Annotated in this window: 16 protein-coding genes; 6 read left to right on the top strand and 10 right to left on the bottom strand. The window is 69.7% G+C overall.

What is annotated here, in order from left to right; all coding sequences use genetic code 11:
* Positions 1-40 precede the first annotated feature (40 nt).
* Positions 41-997: a helix-turn-helix domain-containing protein gene (locus ACLBWX_RS18040; protein ID WP_447678383.1), complete on the bottom strand. Its 957-nt coding sequence runs from the start codon at positions 995-997 to the stop codon at positions 41-43.
* Positions 998-1,323: 326 nt separating this feature from the next.
* Between ACLBWX_RS18040 and ACLBWX_RS18035 the strand changes: the two genes are divergently transcribed.
* From ACLBWX_RS18035 to mtnA, 3 genes are all read left to right on the top strand, one after another.
* Entirely contained in the window at positions 1,324-2,502 is a 1,179-nt protein-coding gene (locus ACLBWX_RS18035) for a phosphoserine transaminase (RefSeq protein ID WP_447678382.1), read from the top strand.
* 98 nt (positions 2,503-2,600) lie between these two features.
* Positions 2,601-4,193 (top strand): phosphoglycerate dehydrogenase, encoded by a 1,593-nt coding sequence (gene serA, locus ACLBWX_RS18030; RefSeq protein WP_447678381.1) that lies wholly within the window; start codon positions 2,601-2,603, stop codon positions 4,191-4,193.
* Positions 4,194-4,311: 118 nt separating this feature from the next.
* Positions 4,312-5,409, top strand: a complete 1,098-nt coding sequence (gene mtnA / locus ACLBWX_RS18025) for an S-methyl-5-thioribose-1-phosphate isomerase (RefSeq protein WP_447678380.1) — start codon at positions 4,312-4,314, stop codon at positions 5,407-5,409.
* Positions 5,410-5,413: 4 nt separating this feature from the next.
* Here mtnA and ACLBWX_RS18020 read toward each other — a convergent pair whose 3' ends face one another.
* From ACLBWX_RS18020 to ACLBWX_RS17995, 6 genes are all read right to left on the bottom strand, one after another.
* Positions 5,414-6,409, bottom strand: coding sequence for a MaoC/PaaZ C-terminal domain-containing protein (locus ACLBWX_RS18020; protein WP_447678379.1), 996 nt, complete (start codon positions 6,407-6,409; stop codon positions 5,414-5,416).
* A 90-nt stretch (positions 6,410-6,499) separates the two neighbouring features.
* Positions 6,500-7,597, bottom strand: coding sequence for a redox-regulated ATPase YchF (ychF, locus tag ACLBWX_RS18015; RefSeq protein ID WP_447678378.1), 1,098 nt, complete (start codon positions 7,595-7,597; stop codon positions 6,500-6,502).
* 67 nt (positions 7,598-7,664) lie between these two features.
* On the bottom strand, positions 7,665-8,273 hold the full coding sequence (gene pth / locus ACLBWX_RS18010) for an aminoacyl-tRNA hydrolase (protein WP_447678377.1): 609 nt from the start codon (positions 8,271-8,273) through the stop codon (positions 7,665-7,667).
* A 126-nt stretch (positions 8,274-8,399) separates the two neighbouring features.
* On the bottom strand, positions 8,400-9,092 hold the full coding sequence (locus tag ACLBWX_RS18005; protein WP_447678376.1) for a 50S ribosomal protein L25/general stress protein Ctc: 693 nt from the start codon (positions 9,090-9,092) through the stop codon (positions 8,400-8,402).
* A 458-nt stretch (positions 9,093-9,550) separates the two neighbouring features.
* Positions 9,551-9,778 carry a hypothetical protein gene (locus ACLBWX_RS18000; protein WP_447678375.1) on the bottom strand — a complete coding sequence of 76 codons (228 nt, stop codon included), beginning with the start codon at positions 9,776-9,778 and terminating at the stop codon, positions 9,551-9,553.
* Positions 9,779-9,927: 149 nt separating this feature from the next.
* The gene (locus tag ACLBWX_RS17995) at positions 9,928-10,233 is read right to left on the bottom strand and encodes a hypothetical protein (protein ID WP_447678374.1); all 306 of its coding nucleotides are present in this window, start codon (positions 10,231-10,233) and stop codon (positions 9,928-9,930) included.
* A 226-nt stretch (positions 10,234-10,459) separates the two neighbouring features.
* On the opposite strand from ACLBWX_RS17995, the gene ACLBWX_RS17990 reads away from it, so the two are divergent.
* Positions 10,460-10,909 (top strand): MarR family winged helix-turn-helix transcriptional regulator, encoded by a 450-nt coding sequence (locus tag ACLBWX_RS17990; RefSeq protein WP_447678373.1) that lies wholly within the window; start codon positions 10,460-10,462, stop codon positions 10,907-10,909.
* A 159-nt stretch (positions 10,910-11,068) separates the two neighbouring features.
* Positions 11,069-11,596, top strand: a complete 528-nt coding sequence (locus ACLBWX_RS17985) for a retropepsin-like aspartic protease family protein (protein ID WP_447678372.1) — start codon at positions 11,069-11,071, stop codon at positions 11,594-11,596.
* 87 nt (positions 11,597-11,683) lie between these two features.
* Here ACLBWX_RS17985 and mutS read toward each other — a convergent pair whose 3' ends face one another.
* Positions 11,684-14,437, bottom strand: coding sequence for a DNA mismatch repair protein MutS (gene mutS, locus ACLBWX_RS17980; RefSeq protein WP_447678371.1), 2,754 nt, complete (start codon positions 14,435-14,437; stop codon positions 11,684-11,686).
* A gap of 161 nt (positions 14,438-14,598) precedes the next feature.
* Complete coding sequence (locus ACLBWX_RS17975; protein ID WP_447678370.1) at positions 14,599-14,892, bottom strand: hypothetical protein; 294 nt, start codon at positions 14,890-14,892, stop codon at positions 14,599-14,601.
* 508 nt (positions 14,893-15,400) lie between these two features.
* Between ACLBWX_RS17975 and ACLBWX_RS17970 the strand changes: the two genes are divergently transcribed.
* A complete protein-coding gene (locus tag ACLBWX_RS17970; RefSeq protein ID WP_447678369.1) occupies positions 15,401-15,625 on the top strand; it encodes a hypothetical protein in 225 nt (74 codons plus the stop codon).
* Positions 15,626-15,775: 150 nt separating this feature from the next.
* On the opposite strand, the gene ACLBWX_RS17965 is transcribed toward ACLBWX_RS17970, so the two are convergent.
* The coding region (locus tag ACLBWX_RS17965) for an exopolysaccharide biosynthesis polyprenyl glycosylphosphotransferase (protein ID WP_447678368.1) at positions 15,776-16,426 on the bottom strand (651 nt) is incomplete at its 5' end.

Genomic DNA, 16,426 nt, shown 5'->3' with positions numbered 1-16,426 from the left:
ATGTCGCGTTGGGAGCGGCCTCGGATGGCTCGCGGTCCGTTCAGAGGCGCGCCGTCTCGCGATAGTCCCGCGGCGGCAGGCCGAACCGGCTCTTGAAGGCCCGGCTGAACAGCGAAGGATCGCGATAGCCGCAGGACAGCATGATGTCCGTGATGCTCCTGCCGCGGCGGCCCACGGAGGACAGGCGGCGTCGTGCCCGGTCGAGCCGCACGTCCCGTATCGCCGCCGCGATGCCGCCATCGGCGAGGAACGCCTCGTACAGGCGGGTCCTGGAGACCTTCAGCGTCACCCGGACCTCGTCCGGCGTCAGGCCCGGATCGTGGAGACGGCGTTCGATATAGGCGCCCGCCAGGGAGCGAAGACCGACGCTCGACGCCGCGTCGTCCGGCAATCCGGCCTCCGGATCCACGACCCCCCTCAGGAGATGCAACACGGCACCGAAACCATGGGCCGTCTCGGCTTCGGACATGCGCTCGATCGAACCGGCGAACGACGCCAGGTAGCTGGCGAGCAGGTCGGAGAGGGGGCCGCCGCCGCGGATCATGCGACCGGCGACGCTCCCGACGCTTCCGACGTGGGAGACGAAGGCCGCGCGCGGAACGTGCAGGCGGATCTCCTCGTAGGCGCTCGGAAGACCGGACACGAAGGGACGGTCGAGGGCCGTGAAACCCAGGTCTCCGGCCTCGAGAACGCCGCCGCGTGCGCCCTGCTCGTGATGCGCCCGGCCGGCCACGAGCAGACTGACGCAGACGTCGTCGACATTGTCCGAACGGACGTGCCGGTGGTGCCGCTCGACCTGTACGCCGCTGCTGCGTGTGTGCATCAGCGTTCCGTGGGACGAGACGGCGAGCAGGCGGTCGGCCGCGAAGCTCCCGACGTCCTCGGTGTTGGAGGCATCGACACGTGCCAGCGCCGTGCTGCGCCAGTAATCGAAGCGACGAACGGGTTCGACGTCTCGGGTCGTCTGACGCTGGGCGAAGATCACGGTCGTCGACACCTGGTCAATTATTTCAAGTTCCCGTTCGCGCAGATGGACATGAGCACCGACCCCGATCAAGCCGGATCGGGCCGTCCGGCCGCCGAGGGTCCGATCAACTTTTCGGAAGTCGTGCGGTTGGCCCAGTGACGCGGCGGTGCGGCTCACAAGCGTAAGGTTTCCTGCCGCCCGGCCCTGGTCGTCCGCGTCCGGGCAGGGATGTCCGACGGCCCGTGCGAGTGCGGATTGATCCCCGCCGCGACGCCGGCCGCTTGCGTCCGTAACGGCGCGGGTCCATTGGCGTCTCCGGGCCACTCCTCCCCAACGAGGAGCTCTCATCTGGAAGGATGACGCACGTGACCAACCGACCCGCCACGCGCCCCCGCGTGCCGAATTTCTCGTCCGGCCCCTGCGCCAAGCGCCCTGGCTGGAGCCTCGAGGCCCTGGCCGGCGCGCCGCTCGGACGCTCGCACCGCTCCGCCGTCGGCAAGGCCAAGCTCAAGGAGGCGATCGACCTCACCCGCACCGTGCTGCAGGTGCCGGCCGATTACCGGATCGGCATCGTGCCGGCCTCCGACACCGGCGCCGTCGAGATGGCGATGTGGTCGATGCTGGGGCCGAAGACAGTCGAGGTCGTCGCCTGGGAGGCCTTCGGCCTCGAATGGGTCACCGACGCCCTGAAGGAACTCAAGATCGCGCCGCGCGTGCATGTCGGCGCGTACGGCATCCTGCCCGACCTCTCGGCCGTCGACACCCGGCGCAACGACGTCATCTTCACCTGGAACGGCACCGCCGCCGGCGTTCGCGTTCCGAACGGCGACTGGATCGCCGCCGACCGCGAGGGCATCACCATCTGCGACGCCACCTCGGCCGCCTTCGCGATGCCGCTGGACTGGTCCAAGCTCGATGTCGTCACCTTCTCCTGGCAGAAGGTGATGGGCGGCGAGGCCGCGCACGGCATGATCGTGCTCTCCCCCCGCGCCGTCGCGCGCATCGAATCCAACGTCCCGGCCTGGCCGGTGCCGAAGGTCTTCCGCCTCGCCAAAGATGGCCAGCTGATCGAGGGCATCTTCAAGGGCGACACCATCAACACCCCCTCGATGCTCGCGGTCGAGGATTACCTCGACACCCTGAAATGGGCGACACGCATCGGCGGTCTCCCGGCCCTGCATGCCCGGGCCGACGCCAATGCCCGGATCATCCACGACTGGGTGGCGCGAACCCCCTGGATCGGCCACCTCGCCGCCGATGCCGGCACCTACAGCAACACCGGTGTCTGCCTCGTCGTCACCGACCCGGACATCCTCGCGATGGGTGACGCCGTGGTGGGCGCCGTGGCGAAGGGCATCGCCGACACCCTGGACCGCGAGGGCGTCGCCTACGACATCGGTGCCTATCGGGACGCCCCGGCCGGCATCCGGATCTGGTGCGGCGCCACCGTCGAGGCCTCCGACCTCGAGGCGCTGACCCCGTGGCTGGACTGGGCCTTCGCGGCCGAGAAGGCGAAGCTCGCCCGGGCGGCTTGAAAATCCAGGTTCGTCGAACCCAGCGTCGTTCGCCACGCGCGACGGAGTCGTGTTCCGGCCCTGTCGCGCGTCCGCACGCTCCCGAGCCGGACGCCGTCATGCCAGCGCCCAAGGTGCTCATTTCCGACGCCCTCTCCGAATCGGCCGTGCAGCGCCTGCGCGACCGCGGCCTCGACGTCGATTTCCGTCCGGAACTCGGGCGGGACCGCGACGCCTGCGCGGCGCTGATCGGCGCCTATGACGCCCTCGCGATCCGCTCCACCACCAAGGTCACCGCCAAGCTGCTGGCCCGCGCCCAGCGCTTGAAGGTCGTCGGCCGCGCCGGCATCGGCGTCGACAACGTCGACGTGGCGGCGGCCACCGCCCGCGGCGTCATCGTGATGAACACGCCCTTCGGCAATGCGATCACCGCCGCCGAGCACGCCATCGCGATGATGTTCGCCCTCGCCCGGCAGATCCCGCAGGCCGATGCCTCGACCCAAGCCGGCCGCTGGGAGAAGGCTCGCTTCATGGGCACCGAGCTGACGGGCAAGGTCCTGGGCATCGTCGGCTGCGGCAACATCGGCGCCGTCGTCGCCGACCGCGCCATCGGCCTGAAGCTCAGGGTGATCGCCTACGATCCCTACCTGACGCCGGAGCGCGCCGCCGAGATCGGCGTCGAGAAGCTCGACCTCGACGCGCTCCTGGCCCGGGCCGACCTGATCAGCCTGCACGTCCCCCTGACCGAGCGGACCCGCAACATCCTTTCGGCCGAAGCCCTGGCTCAGGTGAAACCCGGCATCCGCATCATCAACTGCGCCCGCGGCGGCCTCGTCGACGAGGTCGCGTTGCGTGCCGCCCTGGAATCCGGTCGGGTCGGCGGCGCCGCCTTCGACGTCTTCGCGACCGAGCCCGCCTACGAGAACCCGCTCTTCGGGCACCCCAACGTGGTCTGTACGCCCCATCTCGGCGCCTCGACGAACGAGGCGCAGGAGAACGTCGCCCTCCAGATCGCCGATCAGATGGCCGACTACCTGCTGGACGGCGCCGTCGCCAACGCGGTCAACATGCCGTCGATCTCGGCCGACGAGGCGCCGCGCCTGAGGCCTTTCGTGGCACTGGCGGAAAATCTCGGCTCGTTTCTGGGCCAGCTCACCGACGCACCGATCCGCGGCATCCGGGTGACCTACGAGGGCGCGGTCGCTGAGATGAACATCCGCGCCCTCACCGCGGCCGCCGTCACCGGGGTGCTTCGCCCCGTCCTGTCGGGCATCAACATGGTCTCCGCTCCGGCGGTGGCGCGCGAGCGCGGCATCATGGTCGAGGAGGTCACCCGCGCCGGCGCGGCGCCCGATTTCGGATCGGTGATCCGCATCACCGTCGAGGCGGAGGACATGCCGCGCGACGCCGCCGGCACGGTCTTCCACGACGGCAAGCCGCGCATGATCGAGATCCGCTCGATACCGATCGACGCCGCCTTCGCCGAGCACATGCTCTACGTGCGCAACCGCGACCAGCCGGGCTTCATCGGACGCTTCGGCAGCGTCCTGGGCGAGGCCGGCGTCAACGTGGCGACCTTCAGCCTCGGGCGCGACTCAAAGGGCGGCAACGCGATCTGCTTCTGCGCCATCGACGCGCCGGTGAGCGACGCGGTCCTGGTCCGGATCGCCGCGATCCCGCAGGTGAAGCGCGTGCGGCCCCTGCGATTCTGAGCGTGTCCGATTCCGCAAAGGCCAGGCTGCAAGCTGGCCTCCGAAGCGCATTCTGACGTAAACGCGATCCGACGAAGAGGCCACGGGCCTCGGCCCCGCCAGCATCCGGACCCGCCCCATGAAGATCGACGGCAAGCCCTACCGCACCATCTTCCCCGCCGAGGACGGCGCCTCCGTCGCGGTGATCGACCAGACGCGCCTGCCCTTCGCCTTCGAGCTGAAGACGCTCTCGAACCTCGACGCCGCGGCCGTGGCGATCCGCACGATGGTGGTGCGCGGAGCCCCGCTCATCGGTGTGACCGCCGCCTACGGGCTCGCCCTCGGCCTGCGCGCGGATGCCTCCGAGGCCGGCATCGACCGGGCCGTCGCGACGCTGGCCGCCACGCGCCCGACCGCGATCAACCTGCGCTGGGCCCTCGACCGCGTCGCCGCCAAGCTCCGTACGGTGCCGGAATCCGAACGGGCCGCCTTCGCCTACGCCGAAGCCGGGCGCATCGCCGAGGAGGACGTAGAGAGCTGCCACGCCATCGGCGTCCATGGCGCGCGGATCCTCGGCGACCTTCATCGCCAGAAGGGCCGGGCGATCAACGTGCTGACCCACTGCAACGCCGGCTGGCTCGCCACCGTGGATTGGGGAACGGCCCTCGCTCCGATCTACGTGGCGCACGAGGCCGGCGTGCCGGTCCACGTCTTCGTGGACGAGACCCGCCCGCGCAACCAGGGCGCGGCCCTGACGGCCTTCGAGCTCAATGCCCACGGCATCCCGCACACCGTCATCGCCGACAATGCCGGCGGGCACCTCATGCAGCACGGCGCCATCGACGTCTGCATCGTCGGCTCGGACCGCACCACGGCCTCGGGCGACGTCTGCAACAAGATCGGCACCTACCTGAAGGCGCTGGCCGCCAGCGACAACCGGGTGCCGTTCTACGCCGCCCTGCCCTTCTCCACGATCGATTGGACCCTGCAGGACGGCGTGCGCGAGATTCCGATCGAGGAGCGCGACGGCCGCGAGGTCACCCATCTCACCGGGCGCCTGGCGGATGGCGGCTTCGCCACCGTCGAGGTGGTCTCGCCGGGAAGCCCCGTGGCGAACCCCGCCTTCGACGTGACGCCGGCCCGCCTCGTCACCGGCATCATCACCGAACGCGGCATCGCCTCGGCCGATGCCGAGGGGCTGCTGAGCCTCTATCCGGAGCGGCGCAGGGCCGCCTGACGCCTCAAGCGTCGGGGGACCACTGCCAGAACACCGAGCCGGTGAAGGCGAAGACCTTTTCGCCGCGTTGGTTCACACCGGTGTTCTGGTGGGTCGCGAGGCCCCAGCCAGGGCGCGACGCGGTCTCGCGCTTGTCGACCAGGGTGCAGCCGTACCGGATGACGTCGCCGGCATAGACCGGCGCGAGCCAGCGCAGGTCCCGAAAGCCCGGCGAGGGGCCGAGCTGCGGGACGGGGCCGGACATCGCCGTATGGACGACGTCGCGGCCGCGGGTGATGTGGAGGCGCTTCATCCAGGCGGCTGCGGTGTGCCAGCCGGAGGCGCAGAGCGCGCCGAAATGGGTGTGGCGCGCGGCCTCGGGATCGAGATGGAAGGCCTGCGGATCGTAGGCCCGCGCGAAGGCCATCACGGCATCCGGCGTGAAATGGTGCGCGCCGAGGTCCCGCATTGCGCCGATGGGAGCCGCTTCGAGGAAGGAGAGCCGTTCGGCGTCATCGGACTCAGCGGGCGGCACGACCTCCTGCAGGGACACCGCCCGCGGCGGCAGGGGCGCCGCACCGCGGCGGGGAAACATCACCGTGAAGATCTGAGTCATCACGCGTTCGCCGTCGCCGTTCAGGACGGTCATGGCGAAGCCAACGAAGCCGCGGTCCGGCTTGGTGTTGGAGACGCGGCAGGTGTCGACCCGGACCGAGATGCTGAGGCGATCGCCCGGCAGCACCGGCCTGAGCCAGCGCAGCTCGTCGATTCCGGGCGAGCCCATCGAGGTCGCGCCGCGGAAGACGTGCGCCTGCAGGAGCCGCATCCCGAACCCGGCGGTCTGCCAGCCGGAGCCGATCAGCCGGCCGACGAAGGTCGCCTTGGCGGCCTCCGGATCGAGGTGGAACGGCTGCGGGTCGAAGTCCCGTGCGAAGGCGATGATCTCGGCCTCCGTCACCGTCACCGGCCCCCCCTCGATCACCGCGCCGGGCGTGAAGTCCTCGAAGGCGATGCCGGTCATGCGGGTCCTTTCACGCAGTGGGGATCACGGGCCGGGGCGCAGGCCGCGGCCCGGCGAGGCGGGCGCGAGGCCGCTCCCGCCCGTTTCGGATCAGTTGGCGAAGCGGAAGTGCAGCACGTCGCCGTCCTGCACCACGTACTCCTTGCCCTCGAGGCGGAACTTGCCGGCCTCCTTGGCGCCCGCCTCACCCTTCAGGCTCGTGTAGTCGTTGAAGGCGATGGTCTCGGCGCGGATGAAGCCCTTCTCGAAATCCGTGTGGATCACGCCGGCGGCGGCGGGGGCCCGGGTGCCCTTCTCGATGGTCCAGGCGCGCGCTTCCTTCGGGCCGACGGTGAAGTAGGTGATGAGGCCGAGGAGTTCGTAGCCGGCCCGGATGACGCGGTTCAGGCCGGGCTCGGCGAGGCCGACGGCCTCCAGGAAGTCGCCCTGATCGGCCAGCGGCATCACGGCGATCTCGCTCTCGATCTTGGCGGAGACCACCACGGCCTTGGCCCCCTCCGCCTCGGCGCGGGCCATCACCGCCTCCGAATAGGCGTTGCCCTTGTCGGCATCGCCCTCGTCGACGTTGCAGACGTAGAGGACGGGTTTCGCCGTCATCAGCCCGAGGCTCTGGAACAGACGCTCCTCCTCGGGCTTGCGCTGTACGAGGCGTGCCGGCTTGCCCTCGCGCAGCAGCGGCAGGGCGCGCTGGACGAGGTCGAGGGTTTCCTTGGCTTCCTTGTCGGCGCCCTTCGCCTTCTTCTCCAGGGCGATGACGCGCTTCTCCAGGCTGTCGAGGTCCGCGAGCATCAACTCGGTCTCGATGGTCTCGATGTCGGCTGCCGGATCGACCTTGCCCTCGACATGGGTCACGTCACCGTCGGTGAAGCAGCGGACCACGTGCGCGATGGCGTCGACCTCGCGGATGTTGGCGAGGAACTGGTTTCCCAGGCCCTCACCCTTCGAGGCGCCGCGCACGAGGCCGGCGATGTCCACGAAGGTGAGCCGGGTCGGGATGATCTCCTTCGACGCGGCGATCTTCGCCAGATCGTCGAGGCGCGGGTCCGGCACCGCAACCTCACCGACATTCGGCTCGATGGTGCAGAACGGGTAATTCGCCGCCTGTGCGGCCGCCGTCTGCGTCAGCGCGTTGAAGAGGGTCGACTTGCCGACGTTCGGCAGGCCGACGATGCCGCATTTGAAGCCCATGGGTCACCTGTCCGTTCGCGGGTCCGCTGGAAGCCTGCCCGCGTGAAATCCGATGTGGCCGCCGCGGTCAATCGCGCGCGTTCACCTGCTTGACGTCGTCCCAGCCGCGCCCCGCCATGGCGAGGTGGACCTTGTTCTGGAAGCTCGCATCCTCGGCCGCGGCCAGCAGGGCCGCGTGGTCGGCGATGGCCCGGTTGAGGTCGTCAACCCAGGCCTCCTCGCCCCTGCCGAAATCATTCAGCACGTAAGCGTGCACCAGCGCCTTGTCCCCGGGATGGCCGATGCCGAGGCGGACCCGGCGATAATCGTTGCCGCATTGCGCCGTGATCGAGCGCAGCCCGTTATGGCCGGCATTGCCGCCGCCCGTCTTCACCCGCAACTTGGCCGGAGCGAGGTCGAGTTCGTCGTGCAGCACGATCACGTCGCCGAGGGCGATCTTGTAGAAGCGCTGCGCTTCCTGCACCGCGCGCCCGGATTCGTTCATGAAGGTTTGCGGCTTGAGCAGGATCGCCCGCTCGCTGCCGAGGGCAACCTCGGCGATCTCACCCTGAAACTTGCGGCGCCACGGCCCGGCGCGGTGCACGCGCGCGATCTCGTCCACGGCGAGGAAGCCGATGTTGTGGCGGTTCTTGGCGTAGCGGGAGCCGGGATTGCCGAGGCCGACGATCAGGCGCATGGCACGAATCGATCCAGACAGATTTTCTCGAGGGACTGCGGAGCGCGGCTCCGGAAACGGAGATGCCCCGACCTGATGGCCGGGGCACCCGCAGGGATGGGACGGGACAGGGCTTGCGCCCCGGCCTCAATCCTCCTTCTTCTCGTCCTCGGCGGCTTCCTCGGAAGCCTCTTCCTCGGCCTTCTCCTCGGCGGCCTCGGCGGACTGCGCCTCGGCGATCGCGGCCTCCTCGGCCTCGACCTCGGCGCCGAGAACGGTCGGCGGCACGATGTTGGCGACGGTGGCTTCGGGCTCACCCGTGAAGGTCGCGCCGGCGGGCAGCTTCACCTCGGTGATGTGGATCGCATCGCCGATCTCGCGACCGGTGAGGTCGACCTCGATGGCCTCCGGGATCGCGTCGGGTGCGACTTCGAGGGGCAGCGTGTGGAGCACGATGTTGAGCGTGCCGCCGTTCTGCTTGATGCCGGGCGCCGCGTCCTCGTTCACGAAGTGCACTGGAACCTCGACCGTGATCGATTGGCCGGCGACGACCCGCAGGAAATCGACGTGAATCGGCACGCCCGACACCGGATCGAGGTGGAAGTCGCGCGGGATCGCGCGGGTCTTCTTGCCGCCGGCGTTGATCTCGAACAGGGTGGTCTTGAAGCCACCGGCGTAGATCAGCGTGCGGACGCGGACGAGGTCGATGGCGATGGATTGCGGCGCCTGACCGCCTCCGTAGATGACCGCGGGAACTTGACCCTGGCGACGAACGGCCCGGGCGGCCCCCTTGCCGACCCGGTCGCGTGCCACGGCCTCAAGCGTCTTGACTGCGCTCATGGCGTGATCCTTTTGAAAATGAAAATTACGGAGAAACGCGAAAGGCCGCCCGAAACGGACGGCCGAGCCTCGATCGTCGAAGTCCCGTTCCCCGAAGCGCCCGTGCCTCCAAGGGTGTCTGGCGGGCGCTGGCGCGGCCTATACCCGCAAGCGTCGCGCGGCGCAACCGAGGTGTCTTCCCGATGGGGTCGTTTCGGATCGACCGGCTTCCCTGAAGGCCATCGAGCAGGCCCGGACTCCCATATGGATCGCCATCGAGCTGTGGCGGCCCGGCATGCCGTTCGACGGGACCGGCTCGCGCGGCGGACGCCCTGTCTCCCTTCGAACTCACGACGGGTCGGATGATTCGGCCGGTCTCCCGGTGCTTATCTCAGCTCGAAACGAGAACGCTCCAACGGGAGACGTCCCGTTGGAGCGCGGTTCGGAAAATGCCTGCCGTGATGCACGGGGCGGCCGTCTCAACGGACGGACGCGTCGGCGGTCTCAGCGACGCTCCGCCGGGCAACGGGTGCTCGCGGGGTCAGCGAGGGCGTCGTCGTGAGTTCGGAAGCGGGACGCACGGCGGCCGTGACGCGGGCCTGCTCACGATACAGGGGCGGGGTGAGGAAGGTGCGATCGTCCGCCAGGGCGGTGTTGGCCAGGCTGGCCGTCGCGAGAGTCGCGAGGACGAGAGTACGGAGGGTCATGATGAAGGTCCTTGGTTTTCCGGGGGTTCGTGCCCCGTTCGGTGATCGCAATGTATTTGCACTGCACCATCATTCAAACAGATGCTTTCAATAGTCGGTATCGACTTGATCAATGATGGTGCGGCGGTGACGATGGTATGTCGGTCCGGTCAGCGCGTTGGAGCGTCGAGCCGTGCGCCCCAGACGTTGAGCGTCCGGGTCGCTTCGGCCGGTGCGAACTCCCGCGCGGCAACGGTGCCGCCGGCGGTGTAGGCTCGCGCTGGCGCGACCGGGGCGGCCGTCACGCGGGTGCCGACGCGCCCCGCCGGCAGAACGATCTGGGCCGAAAGCTGGTCCGGCGCCTCGAATGTGTGGCCCCAGGCCTGATAGGTGCGCGGTTCGGCGGCGTTGGCTGGAGCGGCGGCGACGGCGAGGCCGGCGACGAGGACAGCGGCGAATGTGGTCCGAACGGTCATGGTCTTTCTCCCGTATGCGAGCTTCGGATCCCGCTCGCCGTCCTGGCGAAGCACCGCTGCTCGTTGCGATAACGTTGATATAAACGTTCCGCCTGCGATCGCTGTGCTGCGGCGCACATAGGTTGATGTCAATGTTTCACCTCAGGCCGCACCGATGGGGTCGTGCGGGTCCCAAAGCGGGATCGATCGGCTATAGGGTTGGTATCAACCCGAAGAGGGACGCCGCATGACGCGTTCACCCGATCTCACCCCGGCCGTCGCCGCCACGGTCGAGCAGGCCTGTTTCAACTTCGCGGCCCAGCGGGCGGCGCGCGCGATCGGGCGCCGGTACGATGCCGCCCTGCGGCCGACGGGTCTGTCGAACTGGCAGTTCACCCTGCTGATGATGCTGGTGCGCGACGAAGCCCCCACCGTCACGGCCCTGGCACAGCATCTGGCCTCCGATCGGACCACCATCACGGCGAACCTGAAGCCGTTGGAGCGCCGGGAGCTCCTCGCGATCCGACCCGACGCCGACGATCGCCGCGTCAGGCGCATCGTGCTCACGGACGCGGGTCGCCACCTGCTGAACGAAGCCTATCCGCTCTGGCAGGCGGCCCAGAAGGCCTGCGCGAAGCAACTCGCCGGGGTCGGACAGGACACGTTTCGATCCGCAATCGCCGCCCTGTCCACTTGACCCCGGCGGGATCGCGCCCCCGCAATGCGATCGAGATCGTCAGCGACTTCGAAACCGTAGAACCGGGTCGCTGGCGCTGGCGCCCGAGATCCGGCCCGCTGCCGACGGCTCGTTCACCCTCCCGGCCCTAACCTTCGGCCTCGGCGAGGGATGGACTGGATGACGCGACCGATCGTATGGGCGCTCGGAGTGACGGCGGCGGCGGCGATCTGGGCCGTCGGCCTGGCGGATCGATTCCAGCGTACGGCCCCGGAGAGTGCCGCGGTCGCGACGCCGCTCACGGAGCGTTCGCCGCCCCCACACGTCCGCAGCGGCCCGGGCACCATGACTCTCTTCGCCGATGCGCAGGGACACTTCTCCACCGACGTCGTGCTCGATGGGCAGCGCCTGCGCATGCTGGTCGATACCGGGGCGACGACCTGCGCCTTCACCTACGAGGATGCGGAGCGCGCCGGGCTGCGGGTGAGCGAACGCGATTTCCGCGTTCCGGTCCAGACCGCCAATGGTGTCGCCATGGCGGCGGCGATCCGCGTTCGCGAGATGCGGATCGGCACCATCACCGTCCAGGGCGTCAACGGCCTGGTGATGCCGCGCGGGCGCCTGACCACCAGCCTCCTCGGCATGTCGTTCCTGAAGCGCCTGAACGAATTCAGCATGAATGGCGGCCGGCTCACCCTGCGCGGATGACACCCGGGATGGCGCCGCTTGCGGGCAGCCGGAATCTGCGCCCGACGTCGGCCCCACGCGTCGGGATGGAAGCCATCGAAGACGGCCTCAGTTGCCGTGGCCGCCCGCGGCCTTGAGCCGGTACAAGGCCTCGAGGGCCTCGCGCGGTGTCAGCGCGTCGGGATCGATGGCGTCGAGGGCGAGCCGCAAGGCGTCGTCGGGCGCCTCGGGGGTCGGCTCCGGCATCGGCGGCGGCGCGAGATTGGCGAAGAGCGGCAGGTCGTCGATGCGGGAACGGGACGGGCGGTCGCGCTCGGCCTTTTCCAGATGCTTCAGGATAGACCCCGCCCGCGCGATGACGCCTGCCGGCAGGCCTGCGAGCCGCGCCACCTGCAGCCCGTAGGAGCGCTCGGCCACGCCCGGCACCACCTCGTGCAGGAAGACGACCTCGCCCTTGTGCTCGGCCACACGCAAGGTCGCGTTGTCGAGGTGGGACAGGCGTTGCCCGAGCGCGGTGAGCTCGTGGAAATGGGTCGCGAACAGGGCGCGGCAGCCATTCTGTTCGTGAAGATGCTCCAGGCAGGCCCAGGCGATGGAGAGACCGTCGAAGGTGGCGGTGCCGCGACCGATCTCGTCGAGGATGACGAGGGAGCGGCGGGTCGCCTGGTTCAGGATCGCGGCGGTCTCGACCATCTCGACCATGAAGGTCGATTGCCCGCGTGCAAGATCGTCGGCCGCCCCGACGCGGGAGAACAGCCGATCGACGAGGCCGAGACGAACGCGGGTCGCCGGAACGAAGGCGCCGATCTGCGCCAGGACGGCGATCAGCGCGTTCTGGCGCAGGAAGGTCGACTTGCCGCCCATGTTCGGCCCCGTGACGAGCCGGATGCGTCCACGCCCCTCCCCCGAGAGGTCGCAATCGTTGGCGATGAAGGGCGCACCGGAAAGCCGCAGCGCCGCCTCCACCACCGGGTGGCGCCCACCCTCGACCACGAAGGCGTAGCTCTCGTCGACCACGGGCCGGCGCCAGTCGCGCTCGACGGCAAGCTCGGCGTGGGAAGCGGCCACATCGAGGCCGGCCAGGGCTTCCGCCACCTCGGCGATGGCGGTCGCCTGCGCCAGGACCCGTCCCGCGAGGGCGTCGAACACCGCGTTCTCCAGGGCGAGGGCCCGGTCGGTCGCGCCCGAGATCCGGCTCTCGAGCTGGCCGAGCTCGACGCTGGTGAAGCGCATCGCGTCGACCATGGTCTGGCGATGGATGAACGTCTCGCGCAGCACGCCCTTGAGGCAGGCCTCGCCCACCCCCTGCGGCACTTCGATGTAGTAGCCGAGCATGTTGTTGTGCTTGATCCGCAGGGTGCGGCAGCCGGTCTGCTCGGCGTAACGTGCCTGCAGGGCGGCGACGACCTTCCGGGAATCCTGTCCGAGCAAGCGGCTCTCGTCGATCTCGACATCGTAGCCCGCGCGCACGAAGCCCCCGTCCTGACGCTTCAGGGGCAGGTCGTCGGCCAGGGCCGCACGGAGTTCCGCCACCAGGGCGCGGTCGACCGCCGCCAGTCGGGTCGCGGCGGCCACGAGATCCTCCGGCAGGCGCTCCAGGGCGGCGCAGCTGTCCGCGAGGTCCTGCGCCGCGTCGAGGCCGTCGCGCAGCGCCGCGAGGTCGCGCGGTCCACTCCGTCCGAGGGCGAGGCGCGAGAGCGCGCGAGCGAGGTCCGGCGCCCGGGCGAGGCTGTCGCGGACGGCCGCGCGGGTCGCGGCGTCGTCGGCCAGGAACTCGACCGCCGCATGGCGGTGGCGGATCACTTCGAGGTCGGTCAGGGGGCCGGCGAGGTGTTCGGCGAGGAGGCGGGCCCCGCCCGCCGAGACGGTCCGGTCGATGGCGTCCAGCAGGCTGCCCCTGCGTTCGCCGGAAAGGGTCCGGGTCAGCTCGAGATTGGCCCGGGTGGATGCATCGATCGAGAGGGTCGCCCCCGAGCTTTCCCGCGTCGGTGGCGAGAGCGTCGGGCGCGCACCGATCTGCGTACGCTCGATGTAGAGCAGAGCCGCCCCGGCGGCGGCGATCTCGGCCCGGCCGAACTGCCCGAAGCCCTCCAGGGTGGAGACGCCGAACTGCGCCTTGATCCGGCGCTCGGCCGCCGACGGTTCGAGTTCGGCCTGGGCCAGCGGGGTCACGGGTGCCGGGCATTCGCGCCAGAGCCGCGCCAGGGCCGGATCGGCATGGATCGCCTCCGACAGGACGATCTCGCGCGGATCGTGGCGGGCGATGGCCGAACCCAGTTCGCCCGCCGGGACCTCGCTCAGGGCGAAGCGCCCGGTGGAGATGTCGACCGCGGCCAGCCCGTAGACGGAGGCCGTCTCGCCGGCCTTGCGCCGGCCGATCGCCAGCAGGACGTTGGCGCGGGCGGGATCGAGGAGGCGATCCTCGGTGATGGTGCCGGGCGTGACGAGGCGGACCACCTCGCGCCGGACGACGGATTTCGGACCCCGCTTCTTCGCCTCGGCCGGGTCCTCCGTCTGCGCGCAGACGGCGACGCGGTGACCCAGAGCGATGAGGCGGCTGAGATAGTCGTCGGCACGTTCCACCGGAACGCCGCACATGGGGATGTCGGCCCCCCCGTGCTTGCCGCGCTTCGTGAGCACGATCCCGAGGGCGCGCGAAGCGATCTCCGCATCCTCGAAGAACAGCTCGTAGAAGTCGCCCATCCGGTAGAACAGCAGGCAGTCGGTGTTGGCGGCCTTGATCTCGATGTACTGCGCCATCATCGGCGTGGCGCCGACCGTGTCGAGGACGGCAGCGCTGGTGGTGTAGTCCGAGGGGGCGGAACCGGTCTTGGCGACGGAGCGGGCGGGACGCTGTGACATGGCGCCAGCATAGCAGAGCGGCCGCCCGAGGATCAGCGCGGCGGTGCGTCTGGCCTGGGGAGAAACCGCGGCGACGCCTCGGGTCCGAACGCAGAAGGGGCCGGCGTGCCGAGCACGCCAGCCCCCGATCGACAACGGGCCGCTTGGGCCTCGGACAGGGATCAGTAGCGCGGGCCGCCCGAGGTGTTGCCCTTCTGCTGCTGATAGCCGGGCTGCGACGGGTTGCGGGAGTTCGGATCGCTCATCATGCGCGAGCGCGGCATGCGGTGCATGCGGCGGTGATGACGATGGTGGCGCATGCCCTGGTGGTGCCGACGGTAGGCCACCTGCTCGACGCCCTGGTCACCGGCCACGGCGACGGCCGGCGCCGGCATCACGGGAGCGGCCGATGCGGATGTCAGTCCGATGGCGCCGAGCAGGGTGCTGGCGGCCAGAGCGATCGCAAGTTTCGTCATGATTTCCATCTTCCGTCGACACGCCGGTTGCGCATCCAGCCAACAAGCGCTTCGTAGTGAATCCGTTCCCGTTTTGGAGCCGGAACGGGTTGGAATCGGTCGCGGGGACTCGGCGCATGGCAAAGACATCGGAAATCGAACGCGGCACGCCCGGCTGAACAGACGCCGGCAGCCGGCACAGGTCCCCGCGCCGTCATCAGGCCGGTGACTGGCACCGGATCTTGCCTCCCGCCGGCGATGACGCTGAAAAACCTTCGCGGGACCGCCGCGGGCCAGGGTCGAGCGCGTTTCCATCACAGGTGCTCGTGCACGGGTGCTCGCGAGGTTGGCCGCCTTCGAGACGGACGGCCTCGCGGCACCAGCAGGCGACCGGCGCATTCATTGCCTCGGGTACCGGACGCTTTGTATGAGCGTCGCTCGCGTGCAGCCACCGGCGCACACGCACCGGCCACGCACCACGAACCCAGCCCGTCGGCGAGGCGGGCTCACGCCCTGAAAGGAGACTCCCATGTCCTGGACCGTCCACTGGAGCGAGCCGGTCGAACCCGGTCTGACGGAAGAGGACATCACGCCCCACGTCCACGTTGCCCTGCGCGGTGAGGAGGAAGCGCTGGCCGTGGCAGGAGAGTTTCTGGAGAAGGGGCTGATCGTCTGGGCGATCCGGCGGGATCACGGGATCTTGGAAATGGACCGCCACCGCGTCTTCCACCATTTCAATCCGTTGACCTCTTAGGCCCATGGATTTCGGCGGAGCGCATCGGCCAGGATCTCACCGATCGGCGCGGATCGTAGATTTTGCTTTCGCCCGGCTCCGAAGCGCCGAAGCTCTGCTCACCAGAAAGGCACTTGCCCGAACCCGGCGCGACGGCGTCCGGCGCTTCACTCAGAACGCGTTGGTACGGCGGGTGATTTCGGCGAGGACGGTGCGTACGAGGATCTGGATGTCGAGGCGCAGGCTCTGGTTCTCGATGTACCAGAGGTCGAGGGCGGCGCGGCGCTGCATGTCGGCCAGGGTGGGGGTGGGCCCGCGCGAGCCGTTGATCTGGGCCCAGCCGGTGATGCCGGGCTTGACGGCGAAGCGCTGGCGGTAGGTCGGGATCTCGGCGCCGTAATAGAGGTCGTGGGCCAGGGCATGGGGGCGGGGACCGACCAGGGCCATGTCGCCCTGGAGGACGTTGAGGAGTTGGGGCAGCTCGTCGATGCTGGTCCGGCGCAGGAGGGCGCCGACGCGGGTCACGCGGGCATCGCCGCGGGTGGCCTGGTGCACGACCGCCCCGTCGTCCAGCACGCGCATGGTGCGGAACTTGTAGATCTGGAAGGCGCGCCCGTCCTTGCCGGTTCGGGTCTGGCGGAACAGGACGGGGCCGCGGCTGTCGAGGCGCACCAGCAGGGCGACGAGGACCAGCAGGGGGGCCAGGAGGACCAGGGCGAGGGCGGCCAGGACGGGATCGAGGGCGGGTCGCAGGGCCGCCAGGTTCGGGCGCGGCCGGGCCAGGCCGACGGTCTCCGAGGCGACGGCGACGCTCGTGCGGGC

This window comes from Methylobacterium sp. M6A4_1b, assembly GCF_053345175.1.
Note: the sequence above shows the minus strand (reverse complement) of the source record. Positions and strands in the feature narration are given on the sequence as shown.

Excerpts from the sequence above, each read along its gene's own strand:
- ACLBWX_RS17985 (WP_447678372.1), top strand. The coding sequence starts at position 11,069 with ATGACGCGACCGATCGTATGGGCGCTCGGAGTGACGGCGGCGGCGGCG.
- ACLBWX_RS17975 (WP_447678370.1), bottom strand. The coding sequence starts at position 14,892 with ATGACGAAACTTGCGATCGCTCTGGCCGCCAGCACCCTGCTCGGCGCC.
- pth (WP_447678377.1), bottom strand. The coding sequence starts at position 8,273 with ATGCGCCTGATCGTCGGCCTCGGCAATCCCGGCTCCCGCTACGCCAAG.
- mtnA (WP_447678380.1), top strand. The coding sequence starts at position 4,312 with ATGAAGATCGACGGCAAGCCCTACCGCACCATCTTCCCCGCCGAGGAC.
- ACLBWX_RS18035 (WP_447678382.1), top strand. The coding sequence starts at position 1,324 with ATGACGCACGTGACCAACCGACCCGCCACGCGCCCCCGCGTGCCGAAT.
- ACLBWX_RS17990 (WP_447678373.1), top strand. The coding sequence starts at position 10,460 with ATGACGCGTTCACCCGATCTCACCCCGGCCGTCGCCGCCACGGTCGAG.
- ACLBWX_RS17995 (WP_447678374.1), bottom strand. The coding sequence starts at position 10,233 with ATGACCGTTCGGACCACATTCGCCGCTGTCCTCGTCGCCGGCCTCGCC.
- ACLBWX_RS18000 (WP_447678375.1), bottom strand. The coding sequence starts at position 9,778 with ATGACCCTCCGTACTCTCGTCCTCGCGACTCTCGCGACGGCCAGCCTG.
- ACLBWX_RS17970 (WP_447678369.1), top strand. The coding sequence starts at position 15,401 with ATGTCCTGGACCGTCCACTGGAGCGAGCCGGTCGAACCCGGTCTGACG.
- ACLBWX_RS18020 (WP_447678379.1), bottom strand. The coding sequence starts at position 6,409 with ATGACCGGCATCGCCTTCGAGGACTTCACGCCCGGCGCGGTGATCGAG.
- ychF (WP_447678378.1), bottom strand. The coding sequence starts at position 7,597 with ATGGGCTTCAAATGCGGCATCGTCGGCCTGCCGAACGTCGGCAAGTCG.
- ACLBWX_RS18005 (WP_447678376.1), bottom strand. The coding sequence starts at position 9,092 with ATGAGCGCAGTCAAGACGCTTGAGGCCGTGGCACGCGACCGGGTCGGC.
- serA (WP_447678381.1), top strand. The coding sequence starts at position 2,601 with ATGCCAGCGCCCAAGGTGCTCATTTCCGACGCCCTCTCCGAATCGGCC.
- mutS (WP_447678371.1), bottom strand. The coding sequence starts at position 14,437 with ATGTCACAGCGTCCCGCCCGCTCCGTCGCCAAGACCGGTTCCGCCCCC.